Source organism: Bacillus kexueae (assembly GCF_022809095.1).
In the GTDB taxonomy this organism is placed as follows: Bacteria; Bacillota; Bacilli; order Bacillales; family Aeribacillaceae; genus Bacillus_BZ; species Bacillus_BZ kexueae.
Genome location: NZ_JALAZE010000002.1, coordinates 95,335 through 120,480, shown reverse-complemented (window position 1 = coordinate 120,480; position 25,146 = coordinate 95,335). Strand labels below are relative to the sequence as shown.

At 37.4% G+C, this 25,146-nt stretch carries 20 protein-coding genes and 1 other annotated feature; of the genes, 8 read left to right on the top strand and 12 right to left on the bottom strand.

The features are described 5' to 3' along the window. Window positions 1–40: 40 nt before the first annotated feature. Window positions 41–1,744, bottom strand: a complete 1,704-nt coding sequence (gene ezrA, locus ML543_RS04875) for a septation ring formation regulator EzrA (protein ID WP_243386039.1) — start codon at window positions 1,742–1,744, stop codon at window positions 41–43. A gap of 352 nt (window positions 1,745–2,096) precedes the next feature. Between ezrA and hisJ the strand changes: the two genes are divergently transcribed. Further along, on the top strand, window positions 2,097–2,897 hold the full coding sequence (gene hisJ, locus ML543_RS04870; protein WP_243386038.1) for a histidinol-phosphatase HisJ: 801 nt from the start codon (window positions 2,097–2,099) through the stop codon (window positions 2,895–2,897). On the opposite strand, the gene refZ is transcribed toward hisJ, so the two are convergent. After that, a complete protein-coding gene (refZ, locus tag ML543_RS04865; RefSeq protein WP_243386037.1) occupies window positions 2,892–3,527 on the bottom strand; it encodes a forespore capture DNA-binding protein RefZ in 636 nt (211 codons plus the stop codon). The two genes, hisJ and refZ, sit on opposite strands and share 6 nt — an antisense overlap. A 127-nt stretch (window positions 3,528–3,654) precedes the next feature. Here refZ and ML543_RS04860 point away from each other — a divergent pair, with 127 nt between their 5' ends. After that, on the top strand, window positions 3,655–4,140 hold the full coding sequence (locus ML543_RS04860) for a GAF domain-containing protein (protein WP_243386036.1): 486 nt from the start codon (window positions 3,655–3,657) through the stop codon (window positions 4,138–4,140). A gap of 408 nt (window positions 4,141–4,548) precedes the next feature. Here ML543_RS04860 and megL read toward each other — a convergent pair whose 3' ends face one another. Both megL and ML543_RS04850 read right to left on the bottom strand, forming a co-directional pair. Further along, window positions 4,549–5,727: a methionine gamma-lyase gene (gene megL / locus ML543_RS04855; RefSeq protein ID WP_341482341.1), complete on the bottom strand. Its 1,179-nt coding sequence runs from the start codon at window positions 5,725–5,727 to the stop codon at window positions 4,549–4,551. A 161-nt stretch (window positions 5,728–5,888) separates the two neighbouring features. Then, entirely contained in the window at window positions 5,889–7,706 is a 1,818-nt protein-coding gene (locus ML543_RS04850) for a sensor domain-containing diguanylate cyclase (RefSeq protein ID WP_243386035.1), read from the bottom strand. A 391-nt stretch (window positions 7,707–8,097) separates the two neighbouring features. Between ML543_RS04850 and rpsD the strand changes: the two genes are divergently transcribed. Further along, window positions 8,098–8,700 carry a 30S ribosomal protein S4 gene (gene rpsD, locus ML543_RS04845; protein WP_243386034.1) on the top strand — a complete coding sequence of 201 codons (603 nt, stop codon included), beginning with the start codon at window positions 8,098–8,100 and terminating at the stop codon, window positions 8,698–8,700. Window positions 8,701–8,759: 59 nt separating this feature from the next. Here rpsD and ML543_RS04840 read toward each other — a convergent pair whose 3' ends face one another. Together ML543_RS04840 and tyrS are read right to left on the bottom strand one after the other, a co-directional pair. After that, window positions 8,760–9,677 (bottom strand): DMT family transporter, encoded by a 918-nt coding sequence (locus ML543_RS04840; RefSeq protein WP_243386516.1) that lies wholly within the window; start codon window positions 9,675–9,677, stop codon window positions 8,760–8,762. 250 nt (window positions 9,678–9,927) lie between these two features. Next, the gene (tyrS, locus tag ML543_RS04835; protein WP_243386033.1) at window positions 9,928–11,190 is read right to left on the bottom strand and encodes a tyrosine--tRNA ligase; all 1,263 of its coding nucleotides are present in this window, start codon (window positions 11,188–11,190) and stop codon (window positions 9,928–9,930) included. Window positions 11,191–11,257: 67 nt separating this feature from the next. Continuing rightward, window positions 11,258–11,482: a binding site (T-box leader), on the bottom strand. A gap of 179 nt (window positions 11,483–11,661) precedes the next feature. On the opposite strand from tyrS, the gene ML543_RS04830 reads away from it, so the two are divergent. Beyond that, on the top strand, window positions 11,662–14,556 hold the full coding sequence (locus ML543_RS04830) for a transglycosylase domain-containing protein (RefSeq protein ID WP_243386032.1): 2,895 nt from the start codon (window positions 11,662–11,664) through the stop codon (window positions 14,554–14,556). 43 nt (window positions 14,557–14,599) lie between these two features. Here ML543_RS04830 and acsA read toward each other — a convergent pair whose 3' ends face one another. Beyond that, window positions 14,600–16,315: an acetate--CoA ligase gene (acsA, locus tag ML543_RS04825; RefSeq protein WP_243386031.1), complete on the bottom strand. Its 1,716-nt coding sequence runs from the start codon at window positions 16,313–16,315 to the stop codon at window positions 14,600–14,602. A gap of 171 nt (window positions 16,316–16,486) precedes the next feature. On the opposite strand from acsA, the gene ML543_RS04820 reads away from it, so the two are divergent. The 3 genes from ML543_RS04820 (at window position 16,487) to ML543_RS04810 (ending at window position 19,076) form a co-directional block, all read left to right on the top strand. Then, a complete protein-coding gene (locus ML543_RS04820; protein WP_243386030.1) occupies window positions 16,487–17,119 on the top strand; it encodes a GNAT family N-acetyltransferase in 633 nt (210 codons plus the stop codon). Between the two features lie 125 nt (window positions 17,120–17,244). Beyond that, window positions 17,245–17,892, top strand: a complete 648-nt coding sequence (locus tag ML543_RS04815) for an acetoin utilization AcuB family protein (protein WP_243386029.1) — start codon at window positions 17,245–17,247, stop codon at window positions 17,890–17,892. After that, window positions 17,889–19,076: an acetoin utilization protein AcuC gene (locus ML543_RS04810; protein WP_243386028.1), complete on the top strand. Its 1,188-nt coding sequence runs from the start codon at window positions 17,889–17,891 to the stop codon at window positions 19,074–19,076. The genes ML543_RS04815 and ML543_RS04810 overlap by 4 nt, the downstream gene beginning before the upstream one ends. A gap of 327 nt (window positions 19,077–19,403) precedes the next feature. Here ML543_RS04810 and ccpA read toward each other — a convergent pair whose 3' ends face one another. The 5 genes from ccpA to ML543_RS04785 form a co-directional block, all read right to left on the bottom strand. After that, complete coding sequence (ccpA, locus tag ML543_RS04805) at window positions 19,404–20,405, bottom strand: catabolite control protein A (RefSeq protein WP_243386027.1); 1,002 nt, start codon at window positions 20,403–20,405, stop codon at window positions 19,404–19,406. 744 nt (window positions 20,406–21,149) lie between these two features. Beyond that, entirely contained in the window at window positions 21,150–22,226 is a 1,077-nt protein-coding gene (locus ML543_RS04800; RefSeq protein WP_243386026.1) for a bifunctional 3-deoxy-7-phosphoheptulonate synthase/chorismate mutase, read from the bottom strand. A 163-nt stretch (window positions 22,227–22,389) separates the two neighbouring features. Then, window positions 22,390–22,719: a bacillithiol system redox-active protein YtxJ gene (gene ytxJ, locus ML543_RS04795; RefSeq protein ID WP_243386025.1), complete on the bottom strand. Its 330-nt coding sequence runs from the start codon at window positions 22,717–22,719 to the stop codon at window positions 22,390–22,392. Between the two features lie 87 nt (window positions 22,720–22,806). Beyond that, complete coding sequence (locus tag ML543_RS04790; RefSeq protein WP_243386024.1) at window positions 22,807–23,214, bottom strand: YtxH domain-containing protein; 408 nt, start codon at window positions 23,212–23,214, stop codon at window positions 22,807–22,809. Between the two features lie 108 nt (window positions 23,215–23,322). Further along, a complete protein-coding gene (locus ML543_RS04785) occupies window positions 23,323–23,763 on the bottom strand; it encodes a DUF948 domain-containing protein (RefSeq protein ID WP_243386023.1) in 441 nt (146 codons plus the stop codon). 239 nt (window positions 23,764–24,002) lie between these two features. Between ML543_RS04785 and ML543_RS04780 the strand changes: the two genes are divergently transcribed. Further along, window positions 24,003–25,118 (top strand): aminopeptidase, encoded by a 1,116-nt coding sequence (locus ML543_RS04780; protein ID WP_243386022.1) that lies wholly within the window; start codon window positions 24,003–24,005, stop codon window positions 25,116–25,118. The last annotated feature ends 28 nt before the right edge of the window (window positions 25,119–25,146 follow it).

Genomic DNA, 25,146 nt, shown 5'->3' with positions numbered 1-25,146 from the left:
AACATTAAAAAAAGCTAAAAGAATGCTCTTTCGCATCCTTTTAGCTTTTTAATTTCATCTCTTCTTCTATGATTGCTTGAATTCGTTCAATTGCTCCTGGCTCTACCTTTTCAATCGCTGATGCTGCCTGTTCAAGTGATCTTCCGTATTCATAGTTTCGGAACAATTCTTCCGCCTCTTGTAATTGTTGGGCAAGTGTTTGATATTGTCGTCGGTATCGATTTCCATACTGAATAACTTTTTCTACTAAGTATACTTGTTCGATCATTTCCTCTGTTTCCGACTTTAACGATTCAATTACGGACACCGCATCATTTAACTGTTCATGTACTGCCGACATATTAAGTGGTACGTCGCTAATTTTATGATTTACATTGACTAGAGATTGTTGAGCGACCTCCATTTTATCGAGTATACGAATCGGAAGTCCAGGGACATTGCTCTTCTGAATAGAACGTCTAATGTCCATCATAGCACGTTTTAACTCGACAATTTTATCTCTCGCTTCGAGCTCATCCTTCCGAAGAGTATATAGCATTTGTCGAAATTCTTCATGCTGCTTTCGCGTTTCTTCTAACTGACGATTAAATTCCTCTAATTCGTCTTTAATAACACTATGAGCGACATGTGACTCTTCTAATTGAATACACATTTGATCATATTGCTTTTGTAACTGCTGGATTTTCTTTTCGATTTTTCTCATGTTTTCAATCTCAGCATCCGATAGAGTATAGCTTTGTTTAACAACTGCTGTTTCTTCATGTGTTTCGTTCTTTTCATCCATGAGTTGGTTTAGTTTCTCACCATAAGAACCAATCTCGGATTTGACGAAATGTGAGGCATACACTTCTTTTTCTAGTAAATCATACAGAGCCTCTACCATTTCATTGATTTCTTCTAACCCTTGATGAACACCATCTAATTCCCCATCAATCAGCTGCGATTTTAAGTTATCTAGCGACTGATTCATAGAAGAAATTTCTTTTTCCATATCGATATGAGACAAGACGTAACCCTGCTCTAGCATCTCTTCATAGCCATTGCGTAGTTCCTGGATTTGTTGTGGTAAAATCGACTGGCAATCCGTTAAGTATTTCGGTATAAATTCCATCTTCTCTTTTAGTTCAGCCAACGCTTCTTTTTGTTCGATGATAATGTCTCTTGCCAACAAATGATTCCCTGCTTCTGTTTCTAGCTCAAAGCGTTTTAATCCCTCTGAGCATTCATACAAAATCGACTCCAACTTTTGCTGAGCAGCTCCAAACGTATGGCTTTGCGTAATTAATACCTTTTTTAAGCTTTTGAATAGCTTCTTTACTTCTTCACTTTCTTCGCTGTTCTTTTCCTCTGAAGTAACTAAATCGTTAATTTCTTTAATAATCCGGTCAATTTGAGACTCCGTCTCCTTCAAAATCGACTCGATATGTAAAAGAGTGTTTTTGGACTTCTTAAAACGGTATTTATCCGCGAATTCTTCTGCATCAAAGAGAAGTTCTTCGACTTCCGGAAGCTGGGAAGTTATAATATCATCCCACTCTTTTCTCCATTTCTCAAAGAATTCTTCCGTCTGGCCTGTCATTTTTAGTTCTTTCACTTTTGAAAATTCATCCATTATGGACTTGTTCATAATATCAATTTTCCATCTTTCTAATCGATCCACTTCTCGATATATATTCCTTCTGAAATAATACCCTGTTCCAAAAGTAAGAAATAAAAGTAAAATTAAGCCGATTACAACTTCCATAATGAGCCCCCTTGCTCTGTTCACCATTCTAGGGAATTAAAAATGGTCTCTCATTGATTGGACCAATCACATATAATAAACATCGACAAAAGTCGAAAAAACTTGTCATTAAATTCACTCCAGACCGATTAGAAATTGTTTTTAACCCGCTGGAATGAGAGTTTAAACTTATATAAAAATCCCCTTTTCATTTTAGCACTTTTTAAAGAAGATAGGGGAAAATGATGATATTATCAATGCTTTTATGATACCATGTAAACGACAATTTTTGACCAAAATTTTTAATTTTTTCAAATAAAATCACAATCATTTTTTAGCGATAACAAGACCTTACAAAAGGAGGACTAGGCAAATGGAAAAACGTGACGGACACATACACAGCCCTTTTTGTCCACATGGTTCTAACGATTCGTTAGTGGATTATATCGAACAAGCCATCAGCAAAGGTTTCACTTCTATCACTTTTACAGAACATGCTCCATTACCACATAATTTTATAGATCCAACACCGTTGAAGGATAGCGCAATGCCAATAAGTATGCTCGAAACCTACTTCAAGGAACTTAGTGAGCTAAAGAAAATGTATGCTCATAAAATCAAAATCCAAATAGGGCTTGAAGTCGATTATATTGAAGGGTATGAGAATGAAACGAAAAAATTTCTAGACACATACGGTCCTAATTTAGACGACAGTATTTTATCTGTCCATTTTTTAAAATCGGAGGACAAATATTTTTGTTTAGATTTTTCACCTAAGATGTTTGAAGATTTAATTGTTCACGTAGGAAGCCTTGATGCAGTGTACCACTTATATTATGAAACGATTTTAAAAGCCATTACGACAAACCTCGGCAAATATAAACCGAAGAGGCTCGGTCATTTAACACTAATAAATAAATTCCAAAGATTATTCCCTCAGCCTGCATCCTACGAAGTACCTTACAATACGATTTTTCAAGCGATAAAACGAAATCATATCGAGTTGGATGTTAATGTTGCTGGTTTGCGTAAAGAGAATTGCAAGGAGACATACCCGCCTATTTCTATTATTGAAATGGCAAAAAAGGAAAACATCCCTCTCGTATATGGATCAGATGCCCATACCGGGAAGGATGTTGGAATCGATTATCATCACGTGTCGTCACTTTTATAACGCAACTTTTTCCACTGTTTGTTTATACAGAAAATGATCTAACCAATTTTTGATATCGTGATAGTACTGTTTCAGAAAGTATTCATCATGAACTTGTAGGTGAAGAACCTCTGACAAATATTGCCCTTGCAAAAACGGCATCATAAGCATGCCTTTTAACTGTACAAACATATGAGGAAATGCGACAGGAAGGAACTCTCCTTCCGTTTTCCCTCGTTCTAATATATTCCGGAATAAATACTTTTCTTTTGCTAAATATGTCGTCATCACTTCTCGGATCAGAACGGTATCAAGCGTTATTTCTCTGTAAACAAATCGGGTTAGTTGACGATTTTTATGTTGATATAGTAGAATATCCCAAATCATTTGATTTAATATTTCTTTTGCACTTGATGGAGTTTGTTGCCAATTATCTAAATCAATTCTGGCTAAATAACCTTCATAAAATTGCGAAACTAAAAATTCTAATAAGCCACCTTTGCTGTTAAAGTAGTATGAAATATGAGCAACATTCACATTGGCTTTTTGGGAGATTTCACGGACAGAAGTACCTGAATAACCTTTTGTATTAAACAAGGCAATAGCGGCGTCGATAATTTTCTCTTTCGTTAGACTGGAGTTACTAGACAACTTTTTCACTCCTTTCGCATGAAGGTATATGTTTTACTTCCATATTCCTTCATAAAACACCTTTATAAATTTGTCGACATTATCCGTTATACAATTAGAAAATTTTGTAGAAATGTGAGGAGATACGATGTTTCATGTAGAAAGTTACACTGGTACGAAGGAAGAAAATTACAATCTCGTCATTAAACAATTAAAGGCATTACTGCATGGAGAAACTAATCAGACAGCTAATTTAGCAAACGCTTCAGCCCTTTTAAATCAATTTCTTGAAAACATTAATTGGGTTGGGTTTTATCTAAATGATGTGGAGAAAGAAGAATTAGTCCTCGGTCCATTCCAAGGGCTACCTGCATGCGTGCGCATTCCACTTGGAAAGGGCGTTTGTGGAACAGCAGCAGAAAAAATGAAAACAGAACGCGTAGCAAATGTTCATGAATTCCCAGGACATATCGCTTGTGATGCAGCCTCTCAATCTGAAATCGTCGTTCCGATTATTAAAAACAACCAATTAATCGGCGTTTTAGATATCGACAGCCCAATTCTCAATCGATTTGATGAAACAGACCAGGAATATTTAGAGCAATTCGTTCAAGCTCTAATAGAATTTTTATAAGAAACATACATGATTTTACACTCACACCCCGGACATGAAAATTTATTCTCCCCGGGGTTTTTTCTTTCTACCATCTACCTATCATGATTGCTCATTCAGCTCATAGGTAATTTTTATTTTCACAGAAAAAGCACAAAGCGCAAGTCCTTAGGCGAAGGGCGCTGGAGGACCTGCGAGGAGGCTTTCGTCGCCACAGCAGGGCCGAAGCGACCCGAGCTGATTGCGATTGGAGCTAGACACCCAAAAAACGGTAAAGAGAATACTTTAACACTTTATTGAACTTAAACTTTCTGTAACAATAAAATGAGGAACCGAGGCTGCCTAAAAGGTACAGCCTCATTCTTAATTTTATTTCGGTTGAAGACTCAATCGAAATGAAAATCTGTCCAGCTTCAGCTCCACTTTTCTTTATTGTAAAGCCTGATCTAAATCATTCCAAATATCTTCCCATGCTTCAAGACCGACTGACAAGCGAACCATGTTATCTGTAATTCCCATCTTTATTCTTTCTTCTTCATCGACAACAGCATGTGTCATTGTTGCTGGATGTTGTATTAGCGATTCAGCATCTCCAAGGCTGACAGCAATTTGAATTAGTTTTAACCGATTCATAAATTTCTGTGTTTCTTCCTTATCAGCACCTTTTAACTTAAAAGTGATGAGACCTCCACCTTTTCTCATTTGCTTTTTCGCTAATTCATATTGGGGATGCGACGGCAAAAATGGATAATAGACCTCCTCAACAGCTGGGTGGCGTTCGAGCATTTCTGCAATTTTTAATGCATGCTCAGAGTGCCGATCCATTCGTATCGCCAATGTTTTAATTCCCCGTAATAGTAACCAAGCATCAAAAGGGGAAAGACTAGCACCGATGTCCTTTCTTGCTGTCATCGCAACGAGATTCATCAATTTTTTATTTCCAACGGCGATTCCTGCAATAACATCACCATGACCACCGATATATTTAGTCGCACTATGAATAACGACATCACATCCGACAGAAAGTGGATTTTGAAGATATGGTGAGCTAAATGTATTATCGACAACGACAGGAATACCATGCGATTTTGCCACTTTTACAACCAATTCTAAATCAATGATTTCCATTGTTGGGTTTATAGGGGTTTCTACATATATACAAGATGTATTAGGCTGAATTGCCTCCTCTATCATCTCTTGATTGGACAAATTATGAAATGAAAAATCGACCCTATACTTTTCTTTCATCATCTTCAAAAACCCATACGTACAACCATATACACCTTTTGAACATACAATGTGATCTCCGGTTTTGGTTAAAGTCGTTAAAATAGCTGATACTGCTCCCATGCCAGAGCTGAACGCAAGCGCTTCTTCTCCTTCTTCAATTAAAGCTATTCTTTCCTCTAGTTCTCGAACGGTTGGGTTCGAAAGTCGAGAGTAAATGTAACCACCCTCGTCACCGCTGAAACGATTTTGACCTTGTTCGGCCGAATCAAAAACAAACGTTGACGTTTGATAGATTGGTGGCGTTAAACTCCGATAAGCATCTTCCTCTTTTTTCATTCCGTGTATCATTTCAGTATCTTTTTTTCGATGTTTTCCCACAAAAATCCCCTCTCCTTTCGATTTTATTTTATGAAAAGATAGAAGATTTTGAAAGCGTTTTCTATTCTAAAAATATAAAAAAACAGCTTTTGGAGTTGTTCCAGATAGAAAATGGTCTGAAACAACCTTTTAAGCTGTTTTAACTCAAAATTCATTCTAAATTATGATGACTGAGATAAATCCGCTTCTGTATACACGCGGTTTTTCCCATTATTTTTCGCTAAGTACAAGGCCGCATCCGCTCGTTTAAATAGCTGCTTAGCGGTATCTTCTTTTTGAACGTCCCAATATGAAACACCACACGAAATTGTAGCATTCGGATTTGTCTGTTTTTTTACGGAAGAAACGAGTCGATTGGCAACAAGTAACCCAGCATCAAAGTCTGCTTTCGGAAGATAAACTGCAAGCTCTTCTCCTCCCCACCTTGCTCCAATATCTCCTTCTCGTATATTCGTTTTAATAATTCTGGCCACTTGACAAATGACCTCATCTCCGACTTGATGACCATATGAATCATTTATGCGTTTGAAATTATCAATATCTACTAAAATGAATACACCTCTAGAATCTCTTTTCATTGACGTTTGAATGGATTCATCTAAATATTTTCTTGAATATAACTTAGTTAGTTGATCTGTAATGACTAGATTTTCCAGCTCTTCTCGCAGCATTGAATTTATAAAGGCTAAAGTCGAATGATAAATCAACGATTGCATCAGCTTATACATATCGAATGTAAAGGCATAGCTTTCCTTCCGAAGAACAATAGCAAAGCCTTTAACATTCTCACTCTCAATCATTGGAACTGCCATCAGAGACTGAAACTTGCATTTTTTCACATAATTCATGAGGTTTCCGATAAACAATCCTTCTCGTTCATTCACAATCCGCTTCAACACAAACTGTATATACATTTTGGAAGCACGGTCTTCGAAAAATGGCGTACTACCTGGAAGTAAAGATACATCTCCTTCATCATTTAAATAAATAAAAGCAGCCTCATCAGCTGAAAATGATTGAATCATTTGACTAATCATGTATTCCATCGTATCCGAAATTCGTAAATCTTTATTAATTTTCTGACTCGTATCATTAATTAATTGCAAGTCGTTTATCAACCGTTTTGATTGTTCATACAATTTCGCATTTTCTAACGCTTTTCCGCCAGCTTTAGAAGCTAGTTCGATGAACATATAGTCGCTATCATTTAATAGGAAGTGGTCTTCCGACACCATTTGAATAATACCGTATACTCCTTGCATACCACTAATCGGGAAATACGCATAATTCTTTTCGTTAGCATACTTCCGTTGCACTTTTCCGGACAAAAACGCTATCATCGCTTCTTCATTTGTATTCAACTCTTGTTCTAAATCTTTCACAGGAATGCTTTTGTGTAAATTGTAATCATGAGATAATAAGAAGTTATAAGACAAATCTGGAAACGTGCTTGAAAAAATTTCATGTAAATTATATAGCACTTCTTCTTTATCCATTGAGGAGTGAAGCTTTTCAGTTACGGAAAATAAATTTTTAAACCGATGTTTTTGAGAATATTGGATGTATTGATTCCAACCATAATCCATAACAGTAAAACAAATTTGTGAGAGCTGTTCGTACCATCTATCGGAATGTCCAAGTAATCGATCGATTCCTTGAAGTTCAATAACAGCAGGGCATTCTGAATCTCTTTCATTAAACAAATATGCTTTATTTTCAGCCGGCATCATAACTAGTGATTTTCGTTCGAAACGTATGATTGTACTCGAACGGTTAATTTGAGGGCCGGTTGTATTTTGTAGTATGTATAAGTCACCGGACACTCGTTTCCACACATGAATTTGATTTAAGTCGAATTCCTTTTGTACAATTTTTAAGAACAAATCCACAAATTTATAAAAATCATTCACCTTTTGGTTTGAAGCAAAATAATCAAACAATAAGCCTTTTAGTCGCATTAATATGGATAATTCTGACATGCAATCACCTGCAAACAGTAAAATTTACCTAATTATCACCTTATGAAATTATAGCATAGTTTTTTATTCAATAGTGAAGTGAAATTCTCCTTCCATAAATTACGTTGAACATTTTCTACATATGCCTTAAATAAGTCTTTATTCCTATACCACTCAAAAAAACAAATAATCTCCTTGACTTCACTTTTTCAAAATCATATAATGGAGTTTGTGTAAAATATGCAGCTTAGCGATTCAGCAATGGTGATTTCATTTTGTTCCTCTTACTATAGAGGTGTATCGTGTAACTCTCTGCTGCTAGAGCGAGGATACATGAAAACAAAATGTGCATGATTGTGAGAGTCGAACTGTTTGTATTTTACATTATTAAAATACAAAAGGAGGAGTCATCATGGCTCGTTATACAGGTCCATCTTGGAAAATTTCTCGCCGTTTAGGAATTTCTTTAAGCGGTACAGGTAAAGAATTAGAAAAGCGTCCTTACGCTCCAGGTCAGCATGGCCCAGGTCAGCGTAAAAAACTTTCTGAGTACGGTTTACAATTACAAGAAAAGCAAAAACTTCGTCATATGTACGGAGTAAACGAGCGTCAATTCCGTAACACGTTCGTAAGAGCTGGTAAAATGACTGGTAAACACGGTGAAAACTTCATGATTCTTTTAGAATCTCGTTTAGACAACCTTGTATACCGTCTTGGGTTAGCTCGCACTCGTCGTCAAGCTCGCCAATTAGTAAACCACGGACACATCTTAGTTGATGGAAGCCGCGTAGACATTCCATCTTACCAAGTACAACCAGGTCAAACAATTGCTGTTCGCGAAAAATCTCGCAACCTTACAATCATCAAAGAAGCAATTGAAGTAAACAACTTCGTACCTGAGTACTTAACTTTTGACGCAGAGAAGCTTGAAGGTACATTCAACCGTTTACCAGAGCGTTCTGAGCTTTCTGTTGAAATTAACGAAGCATTAATCGTTGAGTTCTACTCTCGTTAATCTAGCTTCTGACAAAAACCCACACGTTACGTGTGGGTTTTTTATATCCAACAATGAACTTATATTCCCTTTATCTCTGTTTGTCCTTCAAGATTATAATTCCTCTGTTTCACAAAGCTTAAAGTCATTCCAGTGAATATAAGAAATATCCCAATGATTTGCGTGAACGATGGGCGAAAGCCAGTAAAAGCTATATCTAACAATATCGCTACTGTCGGATCTAAAAATACAAGAATGGATATGAGCCTCGTTGAAAGGTTTCGCAGACTATCAAAGAATAAATAATAAACAATACCTGTATGTATAAATCCGGTGGCAATAATGTACCCCCAGTTCTTAGCGCTTAACCCTTGAAAAGAGCTGAAATCGATAAACGGAATCAAAAAAAATATTCCTAAAAACGTCTGCAAAAATGTCATCGAGTACGCATTCATTTTCTGTATACCTTTACCTGTTATAGTTGTAAACGCATAAAATAGAGCAGCTAAAAACCCCCATATCATACCTGATGACATTAGTTGACTAAACAGAAGAAAATCATTAGTCCCCGCTATAAATACCGCTCCAAAAAAACAGACGATAGTCGCAACTACGGAAACTACCGTTAATTTTTCTTTAAAAATAAAGCTACCGATGAGCAATACAAAGATGGGTGCCAAATGATAAAGTGATATCTCAATCGTAACTGACATATTCTCAAATGCTTTAAAAAGAAATACCCAATTAAACACGAGAAAAAAGCCACAAATCAACACTTGATAGATTTCTTTTCTCTCCCACCTATCCTTCTTATATTCTCCGGTTACGAACCAACATAAGCTTAAAAATAAAGTGGCAAACACACATCTAACAAACACAAGCTCAAATGATGGCAAATTTGTTTGCACTGAAAAAAAGCCAATTGAACCGAAAATTATCATAGCTAAAGACATTTTTAAAAAAGGAGAAGTTTTGGTTCTAACACTACTTCCTTGCATATCTTTAATTTCCCCCACAAATAATACTATTTATTTCCAAAACTATAATATCAGTAAATGTACAATGTAGGAAGAGTAGCCCAAGTCGAAAATAAAAAAATCGTCCATCCTGTAATTTCGGTTTAGTCAACTAACCTTATTTACTAGATGGGACGATTTTTTTGTACTCTTTTTTGAACGAACCAAAGAAAAGATCTGTTGATTGAAGTAAAGGGGGGCTGTACTCTTTGGACAGCCCCGACCTTATTATTTAAACATGCTTAATTAAGAAATATTTTTTCTTTCCACGGCGAATGACAGTAAACTGTCCTTCAATCTTATCTTCTGCTGTTAATGTGTAATCCAGCTCTTGCTTTCGCTCTCCATTAATATAGATGGCACCATTTGAGATATCCTCACGCGCTTGGCGTTTAGACGGCGAAATTTTCGCTTGAACTAATAGGTCAATTAAACCGATTTCTTCTTCCGTTACTTCAAATGAAGGAACATCTTTAAAACCTTGTTTAATTTCTTCTACTGTTAGTTTCTCAATACTTCCACTAAATAGCGCTTCAGAAATGTTAATGGCTTGTTGTAAAGCTTCTTCACCGTGCACAAGCTTTGTCACTTCTTCTGCTAGTCGTTTTTGTGCAGCACGTTTTTCTGGTGCTGTTTCAACTTGGTTTGCAAGCTCTTCAATTTCTTCCTTCGAAAGGAAAGTAAAGTATTTTAAATATTTTACAACATCACGGTCGTCTGTATTAATCCAGAATTGGTAGAATTCATACGGAGATGTTTTTTCTTTATCTAACCAAATTGCTCCACCTTCTGTTTTACCAAATTTCGTTCCGTCCGCTTTTGTAACAAGAGGAACCGTTAGGCCGAAAGCTTTAGCATTTTCTTCTGTTTTACGGATTAACTCTAATCCTGCTGTAATATTTCCCCACTGATCGCTTCCACCAATTTGAAGCTTACAGTTTTGCGTTTGGTAGAGCTTTAAGAAGTCAAATGATTGTAAAATCATGTAGCTAAATTCAGTGAAAGAGATTCCTGTCTCAATACGTGACGAAACAGTTTCTTTCGCTAACATGTAGTTAATACCGAAGCTTTTACCGATGTCTCGTAAAAACGAAATGACATCTAAAGAGCCAATCCACTCGTAGTTATTCGCAATGACAGCAGGATTCTCTTTTCGATCAAAATCTAAAAATCGAGACAACTGGTCTTTGATACGGTTTGACCATTCTTGAACTACCTCTTTTTCATTAAGAGATCGCTCTGCTTTTTTACCACTTGGGTCTCCAATTAACCCGGTACCTCCACCAACAAGTGCAATCGGATGGTGACCAGCTTCTTGGAATCGTTTTAACATTAAAATCGGTAATAAGTGACCGATATGAAGACTATCAGCAGTTGGATCGTATCCACAATACAGTTTAATCTTTTCCTCTGATAATAATTTTTCTAGCCCTTCTTCATCTGTCATTTGATTAATTAGTCCACGGAACTTTAAATCTTCCAATAACATATTCATTGAACAATCTCCTTTCTAATATTTAACGCATTCTACGCAATACAAATAAAAAACGCCCCTTCTAAACTGAAGGGACGTGGATAAACGCGGTACCACCCTACTTAGAAACCATATAATAGGTTTCTCACCTTAATTCGATAACGGCAAAAACCGTTCTTTGCTAATACGATCAATCGATTCACAAAGAATGCTCATGGACGTAATTCATGTACACCTTATGCACTGACTCGCACCAACCATCAGCTCTCTTAACCAGGGAAGGGACACTACTCATTCCACTCATCGCTTAATATTCTACTTTAATAATGCTTATTAAACATGAATTTCATACAAATGTCAACTTGAATTTAATGACCGACTGTTTACACATACCCTATTCTTATATTTTACAGAAATTCCCCTTTGGAATGAGGGGGTATAAAAAAATTGTTGAAATATGCTATAATATATGGGATTTAGGGGGATGATGCTATGAGTAAACGAAATGATTGGAAAAACAGCGTCGTTCGTTTTTATGATAAACATATCCAAAAGGTCCGAATTGCATACGGAGTTACTTGGAATTTATTTTTACTATTTCTTATACTCGGTCTTATAGGACTAGCGTTTGCTGGAGGAGTAGGCGCAGGATATTTCGCTTCACTCGTTAAAGACGAACCGATTCGCTCATATGATCAAATGGAAAAGCAAATTTATGACTACTCGGAAACGACAGAAGTATACTTCGCAAATAATGTATACCTAGGGAAGCTAAGAGCCGATATTGAACGTGAAGAAATTGAGCTTGAAAATGTTTCCGAACATGTCATCAATGCCCTTATTGCTACGGAAGACGAATTCTTTTATGAACATGACGGAGTCGTACCAAAAGCAATAATGCGCGCTATTTTCCAAGAATTCACTAACTCACCAATTCGAACAGGTGGAAGTACCCTTACGCAGCAATTAATTAAAAATCAAATCTTAACAAATGAAGTATCATTCGATCGGAAAGCGAAAGAAATTTTATTAGCAATGCGTTTAGAAAAATTCTTCTCAAAAGAAGAAATTTTGGAAGCGTATTTAAATGTAGCGACTTTTGGTCGAAATAGTTCAGGACGTAATATCGCTGGGGTACAAGCAGCTGCAAAAGGCATTTTCGGTGTGGATGCCAAAGACTTAACCATTCCACAAGCAGCATTTATTGCCGGATTGCCACAAAGCCCGTTCGGTTATACACCTTTTACAAATAAGGGTGAGGTAAAAGAAAGCCTTGAACCTGGGTTAAATCGTATGTATACGGTTTTAAGTCGAATGCATGAAAAAGGGTTTATTACCGAACAGGAATATCAAGAAGCATTAGCTTTCGACTTACGGGCGAATTTAACGGAAAGCAAACCATCGATTATCGAAAGCTATCCGTACTTAATTTTTGAGGTAGAAGAACGATCACGTAATATTTTAATGGAAATACTCGCCGAAAAAGATGGGTATACAAAAGAGGATTTAGCAAAAGATGATCAGCTCTACTCAACCTACTATTATAAAGCGGATAACAGCCTGCGTTATGATGGGTTTGTTGTGCATACAACCATAGATAAAGAAATTTATGACCGGTTCCAAAAAATCGCAAAGGAATACCAATATTACGGTTCTGATAAGCCTGAAAAAAAACTAAATCCAGAAACCGGTCAAGTCGAAACGGTTATGGAGCCGGTTGAAGTCGGTGCCGTTTTGATCGAAAACAGCACTGGAAAAATTATTAGTTTCGTCGGTGGACGGGACCATAGTCGAGAGCAAACAAACCATGCGACAAAAGCGCCAAGACCAAACGGATCGACAATGAAGCCACTTTTGGCCTATGCACCAGCAATGGAGCTTGGTGTTGTCCAACCTGGAACCGTCATCGCTGACGTTCCAGTAAGTTACGGAAGTTATCAGCCGAAAAACTACGGAGGAAGCTATCACGGTCTGACGACAGTAAGAGAAGCATTAAAATATTCTTACAACATCCCAGCTGTTAAAACATACTCATCAATCATGTCTCGAGACCCTATTTCCTACTTAAAGCAAATGGGATTCACGTCTATCCATGAGAATGATTATGGCGCATTATCTCTTGCACTCGGCGGAATGACCTATGGGGTCACGGTTGAAGAAAATGTTAATGCGTATGCAACATTTGCTAATTACGGTGAGTTTGTCGATGCTTATTTAATTGAAAAAATTGAAACTAAAGATGGCGAAACGGTCTATGAGCATAAACCAGAAAAACGACAAGTATTCTCTCCACAAACAGCCTATTTAACGCTTGACATGATGCGAGATGTCATTCGAAGCGGAACAGCTGCTGCATTAAATAGTTACTTAACCTTCCGTTCTGACTGGGCAGGTAAAACAGGAACAGGTCAAGACTATAAAGATGCATGGTTTGTGGCGACGAATCCAAATGTATCTTTTGGAACGTGGATAGGTTACGATACTCCTAAACCTTTACAAACTCATTATAAAGGCTTAAGCTATGGTAACCGTAATATTTTATTATGGGCAAAGCTTATGAACGCTGCTTATGAAGTTCGGCCAGATCTCGTAGATCCAAGTAAATCATTCACGTCACCAGGGGGAATCGTTACTCGCTCTTACTGTACAATATCAGGTGACTTACCATCTAAACTTTGTCAAGAAGCTGGCTTAGTTGCGACCGATATCTTCAATGTCAAATACGTGCCAAGGAAAACAGACGATAATTTAACTTATGGCAAGTTCGTCTATGTTAACGATGAAGCGTATCAAGTTCCTTCATCTGCACCAAGTGAGTTTGTACAAGAGGGGCCAATGTTGAAGCCCGATGCGTTAAAATCATTAGGAATCACCATCTCACAACTCAAATCTTTAATTGGTGATAATGAAAAGCTGAAAAATTTAGTTTTAGCAACGGATAACCAATTATCCGATAATGGTGCTAACCCTACAACCGTATCAGGGGTCAAAGTTAATGGCGGCAAGTTAACATGGTCTGCTAATAAAGACAGTGATGTCATTGGCTACCGTATTTATAAGGCGGCAAATTACTCAAAAGATTTCAAAAAAGCAGGAAGTGTTCCTGCAAATCAATCATTATCCCTTGCAATTGGAAATTCTCCTGCCGCTTATTATGTCGTTGCAGTAGATGTCGCTGGTAAAGAGTCAGCACCATCTAACATCATCAAAGTTGGTAACTATTTGGAAGAAAAACCGAAAGAAGAAAAGGAAGAACCAAAAGAAGATAAGCCGAAAGAAGAGTCACCTAAAGAACCAGGTGGAGACAATTCTTCAAACGAAAATGAAAACTCTTCTTCCAACAACCAAAATCAAAATACTTCAACTGAAGAAAATGAAAACCCGTAGTTTATAAACTACGGGTTTTTTTAGTGCAGTGATTCTCAGATCATTAATCTTCCATCGTCGATAAATCACCAGTTGGTAAGTTTAACTCCCATGCTTTTAACACACGACGCATGATTTTTCCACTTCTTGTTTTCGGTAGCTTTTCACGGAACTCAATTTCACGTGGAGCCGCGTGAGCAGCCAAGCCTTTTTTCACAAATAAACGAATTTCCTCTTTTAACTCTTCAGATGCTTCATAACCGTCTCGTAATGCCACGAATGCTTTAATAATCTCTCCACGGACTGGGTCAGGCTTCCCAATAACACCAGCTTCTGCAATCGCAGGGTGTTCGACTAATTTGCTTTCCACTTCAAATGGTCCTACACGTTCACCAGATGTCATAATCACATCGTCTACACGGCCTTGGAACCAAAAATAACCGTCCTCATCCATATAGGCAGAATCACCTGATACATACCAATCTCCACTCATAAAGTATGATTCGTATTTCTCTTGATTGTTCCATATCGCATGCATCATACTTGGCCAACCTTTTTTAATTGCTAAATTCCCCATTCGATATGGCGGAAGCTCATTTCCTTGATTATCAACAATCGCCGCCACTACGCCTGGAATTGGTTTTCCCATTGAACCTGGTTTAATTTCCATGCTCGGATAGTTACAAATGAGCTGACCTCCTGTTTCCGTCATCCACCATGTGTCGTGAATTCGATTATCAAATACTTTTACTCCCCAGCGAACAACTTCTGGGTTGAGTGGCTCTCCTACACTTAAAATATGACGTAAAGATGTTAAATCGAATTGCTTTACAAGTTCGTCTCCAGCTCCCATCAGCATACGAAAAGCAGTAGGGGCACTATACCAAACGGTTACACCATATTTCTCTATCGTTTCATACCAATATTCAGGACTGAATCTCCCACCAACAATGACATTGGACGCTCCATGAAGCCAAGGGGAAAGAATTCCGTAAACAGTTCCGGTTACCCATCCAGGATCTGCCGTACACCAGTATACGTCATCTTCCTTTAAATCGAGCACCCATTCTCCCGTTTTATAATGTTGTATCATTGCGTTATGAACATGCAAGACGCCTTTCGGTTTCCCAGTGGATCCCGATGTATAATGGAGCAATAACCCATCATTTCGATTAACCCATTCAATTTCCAATTCTTTATTCGCATCTTTTACTTTCTCAAGGAAGTTGATGTAAGGACCTTCTGGAATGTTTTCACCGATGAGGACGACATACTTTAACTGAGGTAGTTCTTCAACTGGAACGCGGTTCAATAGCTCAGGAGTTGTGACAATGACTTTTGCTTCGCTATCTTCTAAACGATCTTTAACTGCCCCTTCCATAAACGCTTCAAATAAAGGACCTACAATAGCCCCTAATTTAATTGCTCCGAGCGCAACAAAATACAACTCTGGGGTTCTCGGCATAAACACGAAGACGCGATCTCCCTTTTGAACATCTGCAAATTGTCTTAAAACATTTCCTGCTTTGTTGGAGAGCTCTTTCATTTCTCTAAAAGTGTATTTTTCTTCACGGTTTTGATCACGATAATATAAAGCAACTTTGTTTTTTCTTGGGCCTTCTGCATGCCGATCAATTGCTTCATACGCAGCATTTACCTTACCCGTTTCGTACCATGAAAAATGCTCTTCAGCATCTTTCCAATTGAATTGATGATACGTCTCTTCATAGTTTGCGAGATTAAAGTTCCCTTTAACAGCTGACAGCGCTTCCACTTTCATCCCATAACTCCCCCTTATGTACAAAAGTTTAATCTTTCCAGTTTTATTATAGTATATTTTTATTCTTTTCTCAATTTTTCAAAAATATAAATAAATTTAATTGTAAACGCTTTACTATTTTGTAATTCTAGTATAATAGAAGAGAGTGAATAGCATTTAGGCGGTGATAGAATGAAACACATTAAAACTTACAACGCGAAAGAAATAAAAACACCTTTAGGAGCTGTCATTATAGAAGGTCCTATCTCGCCCGACAAACTGTCAGGTTTTGAATTCCATGAGCAATTAACCTCCTTTCGTCCTGCTAAAGACCAACATAAAGCGCTAGTGGAGATTGCTAGACTTGAAGAAGGAAGGATAATTATTGCTCGGCACCAACATACAATCATTGGATATGTTACTTATTTGTACCCTGATCCACTCGAAAGATGGTCAGAAGGTAAGATGGAAAATTTAATTGAATTAGGAGCCATTGAAGTCATTCCACAGTTTAGAGGCAGTCAAATTGGCAAAAACCTTTTAAAAGTATCCATGATGGATGATGCGATGGAAGATTATATTATTATTACGACAGAATATTATTGGCATTGGGACTTGAAGGGAACTGGACTAAATGTTTGGGAATACCGAAAAGTAATGGAAAAAATGATGAATGCAGGGGGACTTAAATGGTATGCAACGGATGACCCAGAAATAAGCTCTCATCCAGCAAATTGTTTAATGGCCCGAATCGGGACTCGTGTAGACCAAGATTCGATTCAACGCTTTGATCAACTGCGCTTTATGAATCGTTTTATGTACTAGGTATGAAAGTGAAAGTCAGAACGAGAAAGTACTGTTTTTAAATTATAGAAAAAGTATATTAGAAAAAATGGGAGAAATTTTTCAGTTATTTCATAAGGACATACTTATAAAAAGAGGGGATTCTCATGATCATTGAAAAAATCATGAAAAAAGAAGTTGTTACTTTAACTCATAAGGACACAATTGCTACGGCCATTAAAACGATGAGACATCATGGCATCCGTCATATACCCATCATATCTAACAATAATGAATTAATAGGGATTGTTTCCGATCGAGATTTGCGAGAAGCGAGTCCTTCAACTCTCGTTCTGGAACAAAAAGAACACTCCCTTTTCAAAAAGCCGATCAAAGATATTATGACGACTGACGTCATTACCGTTCACCCCCTAGATTTTGTAGAAGATGCTGCTTCAATCTTTTTTGAACATCGCATTAGCTGCTTGCCAGTCATGAGAGGGCAAAAACTTGTTGGAATAGTAACAGAAGCTGACGTACTTTACACATATGTTCAACTTACAGGAGCAGATCAACCTAGCTCTCGAATAGAAGTGAGAGTGCCGAATCGTTCAGGAATGCTTTCTGAAGTTTCTGCCCTATTTCATGAAAAGCATGTCAATATTTCAAGTGTATTTGTTTACCCAGATTTAGATGACCACTATAAAATTCTCGTTTTTCGGGTGCAAACGATGAATCCTATGAACGTGGTCGAAACGATTAAAAATAGAGGTTATGAAATATTGTGGCCTCATCAATTGGAGAATCGTAAATGAAGGAACAGGTTTTTATTTATTCTCCTTCTTTTCAATCTTATAAATTCCATCAAGAGCACCCGTTTAATCAATTACGTGTTGAATTGACATATGATTTATTAAAATCAATGAATATCCTAAGTGATGAGGAAATTGTCTTTCCTCGGTTAGCTACTGACGATGAACTTGCTCTTATTCACGATCGAAAATATATTGATGCTGTGAAGCGAGCAAGTGAAGGAAAATTGTCCGAAGAGGAGGCTTATAATTTCGGCCTTGGGACTGAAGATACACCCATTTTTCCGAACATGCATGAGGCAAGCTCCCTTCTAGTTGGAGGAACTTTAACTGCTGTTGATTATGTTATGTCCAATAAGGCCCTTCATGCCTTAAATTTAGGAGGTGGACTCCATCACGGTTTTAAAGGAAAAGCCTCTGGATTTTGTATTTATAACGATAGTGCTGTAGCTATCAAGTATATTCAAAAAAAATACGATGCTCGCGTATTATACGTTGATACCGACGCTCACCACGGAGATGGTGTTCAATGGGCTTTTTACGATGACCCTACTGTATGTACCTTATCCATCCATGAAACAGGACGATACCTATTTCCTGGAACAGGTAACGTGACGGAGCGAGGACATGGCAAAGGTTATGGATATTCCTTCAATATCCCAATTGATGCATTTACTGAAGATGAATCCTTCCTTAACATTTATCGAAAATCTCTCCAAGAAATTGCTGAATTTTTCCAACCAGACGTCATTATTACACAAAATGGCGCAGACGCTCACTTCTTAGATCCGCTTACTCATCTTTGTTCAACAATAAAAATTTACGAGGAAATTCCAAAGATTGCACATGAAATTGCCCATACATATTGTGAGGGCAGATGGATTGCTGTTGGTGGAGGAGGTTATGATATTTGGCGTGTCGTCCCCCGAGCATGGGCCCATATTTGGCTTACGATGAAACAACATATACCAAAAGGCTCGCTTCCTCAACAGTGGCTTGAGAAATGGCAACCTAAGTCTCCTGTCAAACTAATTCCTAATTGGGAAGATCCTATCCCTTTATATGAACCTATACCTCGCAAAAAGGAAATTGAAGAAAAAAATGACATGACGTTACAGAAAGCTCTCCACATCATACGGGAAAATCGACCTTTCAATAATCATAATCAAGCGACGGAAAGTTCGTAAGTATTATATCCAAAACAAAACAAAGGAACGCATTCATTGCGTTCCTTTTAGACTGTCAATAAGCGTATTTTAAATGTTGAACATCTCCAGGAATACGCTTTGCGCGGGCAAACCTGTCTAATTTCGGCTCCTAGACTTTAGCGAACTGTCGATTCTTCTTATTCTCTGTGCGGCAGATTTCCGTTCGAACGACACTAGACAGTCGCCTCCACATTTCTTCAAGTTTTCTTGCCAGTCATCCGGCGGACTGTAAGGTCTTGCCAAGTTTACGAGTCTCACTGGAGTCTTGTTCTTTCACTATAAATGTATGGATTCTACGCATTCTACTTACTTCGTAGATTGACGAATTTCAATTCGGTGTGGTAACTCAACCGTGTGCTGTTCAACTGTTTCTTTATCCATCAGCTTTGTAAGTAAACGCATAGCAACTGCCCCAATATCATAAGTCGGTTGAACAACTGTCGTTAGACGAGGTCGTACCATTGTTGCTAAACGTGTATTGTCAAATCCGATTACTTCAAAATCTTCCGGAATCGAAAAACCATTGTCTTGAGCACTATGAATAACTCCAAGCGCCATTTCGTCTGTTCCAACGAAAATAGCTGTCGGACGCTCGCTCATTTCCATAAGCTTTTCAAATGCCTCAATTCCTGAGTCATAGGAATAGTCGCCTTCAATTACGAGATTCTCATCAAACGAAAGACCATGCTCTTCAAGAGCTCGACGATATCCAGCAATCTTACGCACGCCATTCACTGGTTCTTCCATTGGACCTGAAACATAAGCAATATGCTTATGCCCTTTCTCAACTAGAAGTTTGACTGCATCATATGCAGCTTGTTCATAATTGATGTTAACTGAAGGGATTTCATTTTCTTGGTCAAAAGAAGCAGCTAATACAATTGGAACTGGAGAACGCTTAAATTCTTCCGCATGTTCCTCCGTAATATGTCCGCTCATGAATACAATTCCATCAACTTGTTTGCCAAGCATTGTGTTTAATAAATGAAGTTCCTTGTCTTTATTTTGATCAGAGTTGCTTAAAATAATATTGTATTTATACATCGTTGCAATGTCTTCAATTCCACGAGCAAGTTCAGAATAAAACGTGCTTGATACATCAGGGATTACTACGCCAACAGTAGTCGTTTTTTTACTTGCTAGTCCTCTCGCAACAGCATTTGGACGATACCCTAAACGTTCAATTGCCTCTAATACTTTCTTTCGAGTAGTTGGTTTTACATTCGGATTGCCATTTACAACACGTGATACGGTTGCCATTGAAACGTTCGCTTCACGTGCTACATCATAAATCGTCACGTTCACCATCAACATCTCCTTTATTTTCTCTCTATATCAATATCAATTGCTTTTCATTTGTTTGTGATGTATTTCACTATATCAACAATATCATACGATACAACCTTCATAACTTCAATCTACTTAACAATGTTTTAACATATCATTCCCTAAATTGTTCGGAATTGTTCATAAAACGAGAAATAGTTGCGTAAAACATTTCAAATTTCAATTATAAGATGAATCGAATCTTTTATCTACTGTTTCTTGAGATTCAAACGCTTTCATAGTCTATAAAAATTTTTTTAATAACGACTACTTTCGTATTCATTGTTACTTTACCTACTACTTTAAACATGACGACTTCTGACTCTTGCTTTCCAAGGGAAGGAAGTACCCCCTCCTCGACCTAGGCTTCTTTGGTCTCGAAAAGTTACCTCATTCTATAGAGTAAAAATGGACCTAAACGATGGATTTTATTGATAGTAAAATCAATCATCTTCTAGAAAAGTGCTTAAATAAGAAACCCAAGTAGCGCCATTTGCTATAAACCTTAATAGAATCCTAATAAAAAAGCGCAAAGCGCAAGTCCTAAGGCGAAGGGCGCTGGAGGACCTGCGAGGAGGCTTCCGTCGCCACAGCAGGGCCGAAGCGACCCGAGCTGATGGCGCTTGGAGCTAGACACAAAAAAACTGTAAAGAGAATACGTTAACACTTTATTGAACTTAAACTTTCTGTAACAATAAAAAAGAGCCGTATCGGCTCTTTTTTCGGTTATGATTTGACCTTTGCTAAAGGTTTTAATTCTTCAATAAAGTGGTTGAATTGATCGATATCCATTTGCTGTGCAGAATCTGATAATGCGACCGCAGGATCTGGATGCACCTCAGCCATGACACCGTCTGCACCAATCGCTAAAGCTGCTTTAGCTGTAGGTAATAATAAATCTCGACGGCCTGTTGAATGTGTAACATCCACAAATACAGGAAGGTGAGTTTCTTGTTTTAAAATTGGAACAGCAGAAATATCTAATGTGTTTCTCGTTGCTTTCTCGTAAGTTCTAATTCCACGTTCACAAAGAATAATTTGATCATTCCCACGAGAGATAATGTATTCAGCAGCATTCATGAATTCAGATAATGTCGCAGCTAATCCACGTTTTAATAATACCGGCTTACGAACAGAACCCGCAGCTTTCAGAAGTTCAAAGTTTTGCATATTTCGTGCACCGATTTGAATAACATCAATGTAGTCTAGTGCCGTTTCTATATCTGCTGGGTTGACGATTTCACTAATAACCGCCATATCGTATTCATCTGCTACTTGTTTCAAAATTTTTAAGCCTTCAAGACCTAGTCCTTGGAAATCGTACGGGGATGTTCTAGGCTTAAATGCCCCACCTCGAAGCAAGCGAATTCCTTGTTTTTTAGCTGCTTCTGCTACCGCAGCTACTTGTTCATAGCTTTCAACCGCACACGGTCCAACAATGAAGGACTGACTTCCGTCCCCAACTTTTTCACCTTTAATGGATACTATTGTATCTTCAGGCTTTTTCTTTCTTGAAACTAATAAAGCTTTACGATGATCGTCTTCTTGTAGTTCAAGAGCTGCTTTAAAAATTTCTTTAAAGATGTGCTGCAAAGTCGAATCCTCAAAAGGACCATCATTATGTTCTTTAATTAGGTCTAGCATGTTTCGCTCACGAACAGGATCATAACGATGGACACCTTGTGTTTCTTTCGCTTTCCCAATTTCTTGAACAAGCTTTCCTCTCTCATTAATTAACTTCAAAATTTGTAAGTTAATCTCATCTACTCTCACTCTTAATTTCTCTAGCTCAGCATTACTCATATGTCTCACCCTTCCAATCCTCTACAATATTATCGAAATATTAATTATTTTTAATTAGGGTTTATTATAAACGATATTCCATAGATTGTCACGAAAAAATTCTTTAATATTTAAACGCTTTTAAGTAATAAAGTATTTTATGCAAAAAACATGGAGAAGTGCGTTATTTGACTACGTTTTCGGCAAGAGCCTTTTCCGTAATATGCCAATGAGAAGTATGCCACACTACTTCTTGATTACTTATTAGGAACACCTGAGGTGACTCATGTTTAATTTGAAACACTTCTGCAATATAATTTGATAGCTCTCTTGAATGTTGGACATGTAAATAATACGCCGGGATGCTCGAATTTTTCTGAAGAAATGAATCATATTCCGAAAAAGCTTTTGAACTAATCGGGCATGTCGTACTGTTTTTAAAGAAAAGGAACGTTTGCTCTTTCTGTAAAATTTGCTGAAAATCTTCAATGGTATGCAATTGAACCTTTTGCATGACCTCCACCTCATTTCAATTCATTATGTACCCATTTTAATACAAAAGAAACCTACCAGCAAAATTTATGCTGGTAGGCTCTTTTCACTAGTTGTATGTTTTAATCGGCTCTTCTACTTCGCTTGTCGTAACTTCTTCTTCGTTTTCCGATGCCGGTTCTTCTGTAGCTTCTTCCACAAAATCCTGTTCTTCTTCGGCTACATTTGGTCGAAGTTCTTTTACCTTATTTAGTAGCTGCGAAGATTGATCTGTAATTACTTGAGATGCATTTGTGGTTTTTTCTTTTGCAATACTAATAAATTGTGTTCCTTTTTCGTAAGCATCATTCGTTAATTTGGACGTTTTATCCTTTACAACATGCGCTTGTTGATTAATATCTTCACGAAGTTCTCGCCCAGATTTTGGAGCTAAAAATAATGCTGTTGTCGCTCCAATAATTCCTCCAATAAGGGTACCAATAAGAAAATCCTTGCTATTAATTCCATCTTTCGACATTAAAAACCCCTCCTTAAAAAGTTATAAATAAAACCATCTGGTCATGTGCTAAAACATAAGGTGGGTCAATCTGATGGTTTAGTTGATATCATTTTGAATGCTATCATTTCAATCTGACACTTTAGAGGTTTCTCGCTCTTTTTTGCGCTGCTTTAATCTTTCCCAAATGTCAATAAACGTATGTCCTAATTGGATAACTTGAGAAAATTTCTGATCGTTATTTTCAACTTGAGTTGAAACCGTTGCAGAAACCTTTTGTACTGACTGATTGAATTGTTGTAAAGAATGTCCGATTCCTTGTACCGCATCGACGACGGTATTTAATTTTTCAGACTTCTTTTGAACGTCATCTGCAAGTCCATTTGTTTTATGTAGAAGCTCTGTCGTTTCTCTCGTAATCCCTTCTACTTGTTTCTCCAAGCTTTCAAGTGTGCTTGCTACATTGTTCAATGTTCTGGAAAGGGAAATGAGCGTCTTCGCTAAAAAAATCACTAATACCATAAAAGCGACCGAAGCAATAAGTGCGCTTATATATAACAAGATTTCCAACTGTAACACCTCCTGAAGACTGATTACTTACCCTATTCCCTTATTGATTCATTGTAAAACATTATCATTATACTTTTTAATTCGACGAGTTCAAACCATTATCCTTTGCAAAAATAAAAAAATGTTAATGATCCACTAAAGATGTAAGCGTTTTTAGCAGAGGGGATAGATTTGTTTTAATTTTCAAAAGAAAGCGGTACAATAGGCTTGTATAAATACATAGCATAGGAGGATTTATTTTGAAGGATCCAAGAATTGAAAAACTTGCAGACGTGCTAATTAATTATTCCATCCGCTTAAAAAAAGGAGAAAAGGTTTTAATTGAAAACTTCGGCTTACAACGTGAGCTTGTCACCGCACTTGTAAAAGAAGCTTACAAAGCAGGGGGATATCCATTCGTTTCATTAAAGGACCATCAAGTAGATCGCGCACTTTTATTAGGAGCACAAGAAGAACAATTTGAAATGATGGCTCAATTTGAATCGAGTATTATGAATGAAATGGACGCATACATTGGTCTTCGATCTGGTGATAATATTAATGAATTTGCTGATATTCCAGATGACAAAATGAAAATTCACGGAAAAACAATCGGTCAGAAAGTTCACCGTGATATCCGTGTTCCTAAAACACGCTGGGTCGTTTTACGTTATCCAAATGCTTCAATGGCTCAGTTAGCAAAAATGAGTACAGAAGCTTTTGAAGATTTCTATTTTGATGTTTGTACATTAGATTACGGAAAAATGGATAAAGCAATGGATGCTCTTGTAGAATTAATGAATAAAACAGATAAAGTTCGGATTACGGGACCTGGAACAGATTTAACTTTCTCCATTAAAGACATTCCAGCGATTAAATGTTCCGGTCAAATGAATATTCCAGATGGTGAAGTATATACGGCTCCGGTAAAAACATCGGTTAACGGAACCATTTCTTATAATACACCTTCTCCATATCAAGGATTTACGTTTGAGAACGTACAGTTAACATTTGAAAACGGAAAAATTGTTAACGCAACGGCGAATGATACAGAACGGATTACTAAAATCTTTGATACAGATGAAGGGGCTCGGTACATCGGTGAATTTGCGATTGGTGTGAATCCATACATTCAGCATCCGATGCAAGATATCTTGTTTGATGAGAAGATCGACGGCAGCTTCCACTTTACTCCAGGACAATGCTACGATGACGCCTATAATGAAAACCACTCCAATATTCATTGGGATATGGTCATGATTCAACGCCCAGAATATGGAGGTGGAGAAATTTACTTTGACGATGTGCTAATTCGAAAAGACGGCCGATTTGTGATTCCAGAACTCGAACCTTTGAATCCTGAAAACTTAAAATAGCTTACAATTTTCCACATGAATGAAAAGG

Excerpts from the sequence above, each read along its gene's own strand:
- ML543_RS04820 (WP_243386030.1), top strand. The coding sequence starts at position 16,487 with ATGAAACACATTAAAACTTACAACGCGAAAGAAATAAAAACACCTTTA.
- rpsD (WP_243386034.1), top strand. The coding sequence starts at position 8,098 with ATGGCTCGTTATACAGGTCCATCTTGGAAAATTTCTCGCCGTTTAGGA.
- ML543_RS04815 (WP_243386029.1), top strand. The coding sequence starts at position 17,245 with ATGATCATTGAAAAAATCATGAAAAAAGAAGTTGTTACTTTAACTCAT.
- ML543_RS04860 (WP_243386036.1), top strand. The coding sequence starts at position 3,655 with ATGTTTCATGTAGAAAGTTACACTGGTACGAAGGAAGAAAATTACAAT.
- ML543_RS04840 (WP_243386516.1), bottom strand. The coding sequence starts at position 9,677 with ATGCAAGGAAGTAGTGTTAGAACCAAAACTTCTCCTTTTTTAAAAATG.
- ezrA (WP_243386039.1), bottom strand. The coding sequence starts at position 1,744 with ATGGAAGTTGTAATCGGCTTAATTTTACTTTTATTTCTTACTTTTGGA.
- hisJ (WP_243386038.1), top strand. The coding sequence starts at position 2,097 with ATGGAAAAACGTGACGGACACATACACAGCCCTTTTTGTCCACATGGT.
- ML543_RS04830 (WP_243386032.1), top strand. The coding sequence starts at position 11,662 with ATGAGTAAACGAAATGATTGGAAAAACAGCGTCGTTCGTTTTTATGAT.
- ML543_RS04800 (WP_243386026.1), bottom strand. The coding sequence starts at position 22,226 with ATGAGTAATGCTGAGCTAGAGAAATTAAGAGTGAGAGTAGATGAGATT.
- ML543_RS04790 (WP_243386024.1), bottom strand. The coding sequence starts at position 23,214 with ATGTCGAAAGATGGAATTAATAGCAAGGATTTTCTTATTGGTACCCTT.
- acsA (WP_243386031.1), bottom strand. The coding sequence starts at position 16,315 with ATGAAAGTGGAAGCGCTGTCAGCTGTTAAAGGGAACTTTAATCTCGCA.
- tyrS (WP_243386033.1), bottom strand. The coding sequence starts at position 11,190 with ATGAATATGTTATTGGAAGATTTAAAGTTCCGTGGACTAATTAATCAA.
- ccpA (WP_243386027.1), bottom strand. The coding sequence starts at position 20,405 with ATGGTGAACGTGACGATTTATGATGTAGCACGTGAAGCGAACGTTTCA.
- ML543_RS04850 (WP_243386035.1), bottom strand. The coding sequence starts at position 7,706 with ATGTCAGAATTATCCATATTAATGCGACTAAAAGGCTTATTGTTTGAT.
- ytxJ (WP_243386025.1), bottom strand. The coding sequence starts at position 22,719 with ATGCAAAAGGTTCAATTGCATACCATTGAAGATTTTCAGCAAATTTTA.
- ML543_RS04810 (WP_243386028.1), top strand. The coding sequence starts at position 17,889 with ATGAAGGAACAGGTTTTTATTTATTCTCCTTCTTTTCAATCTTATAAA.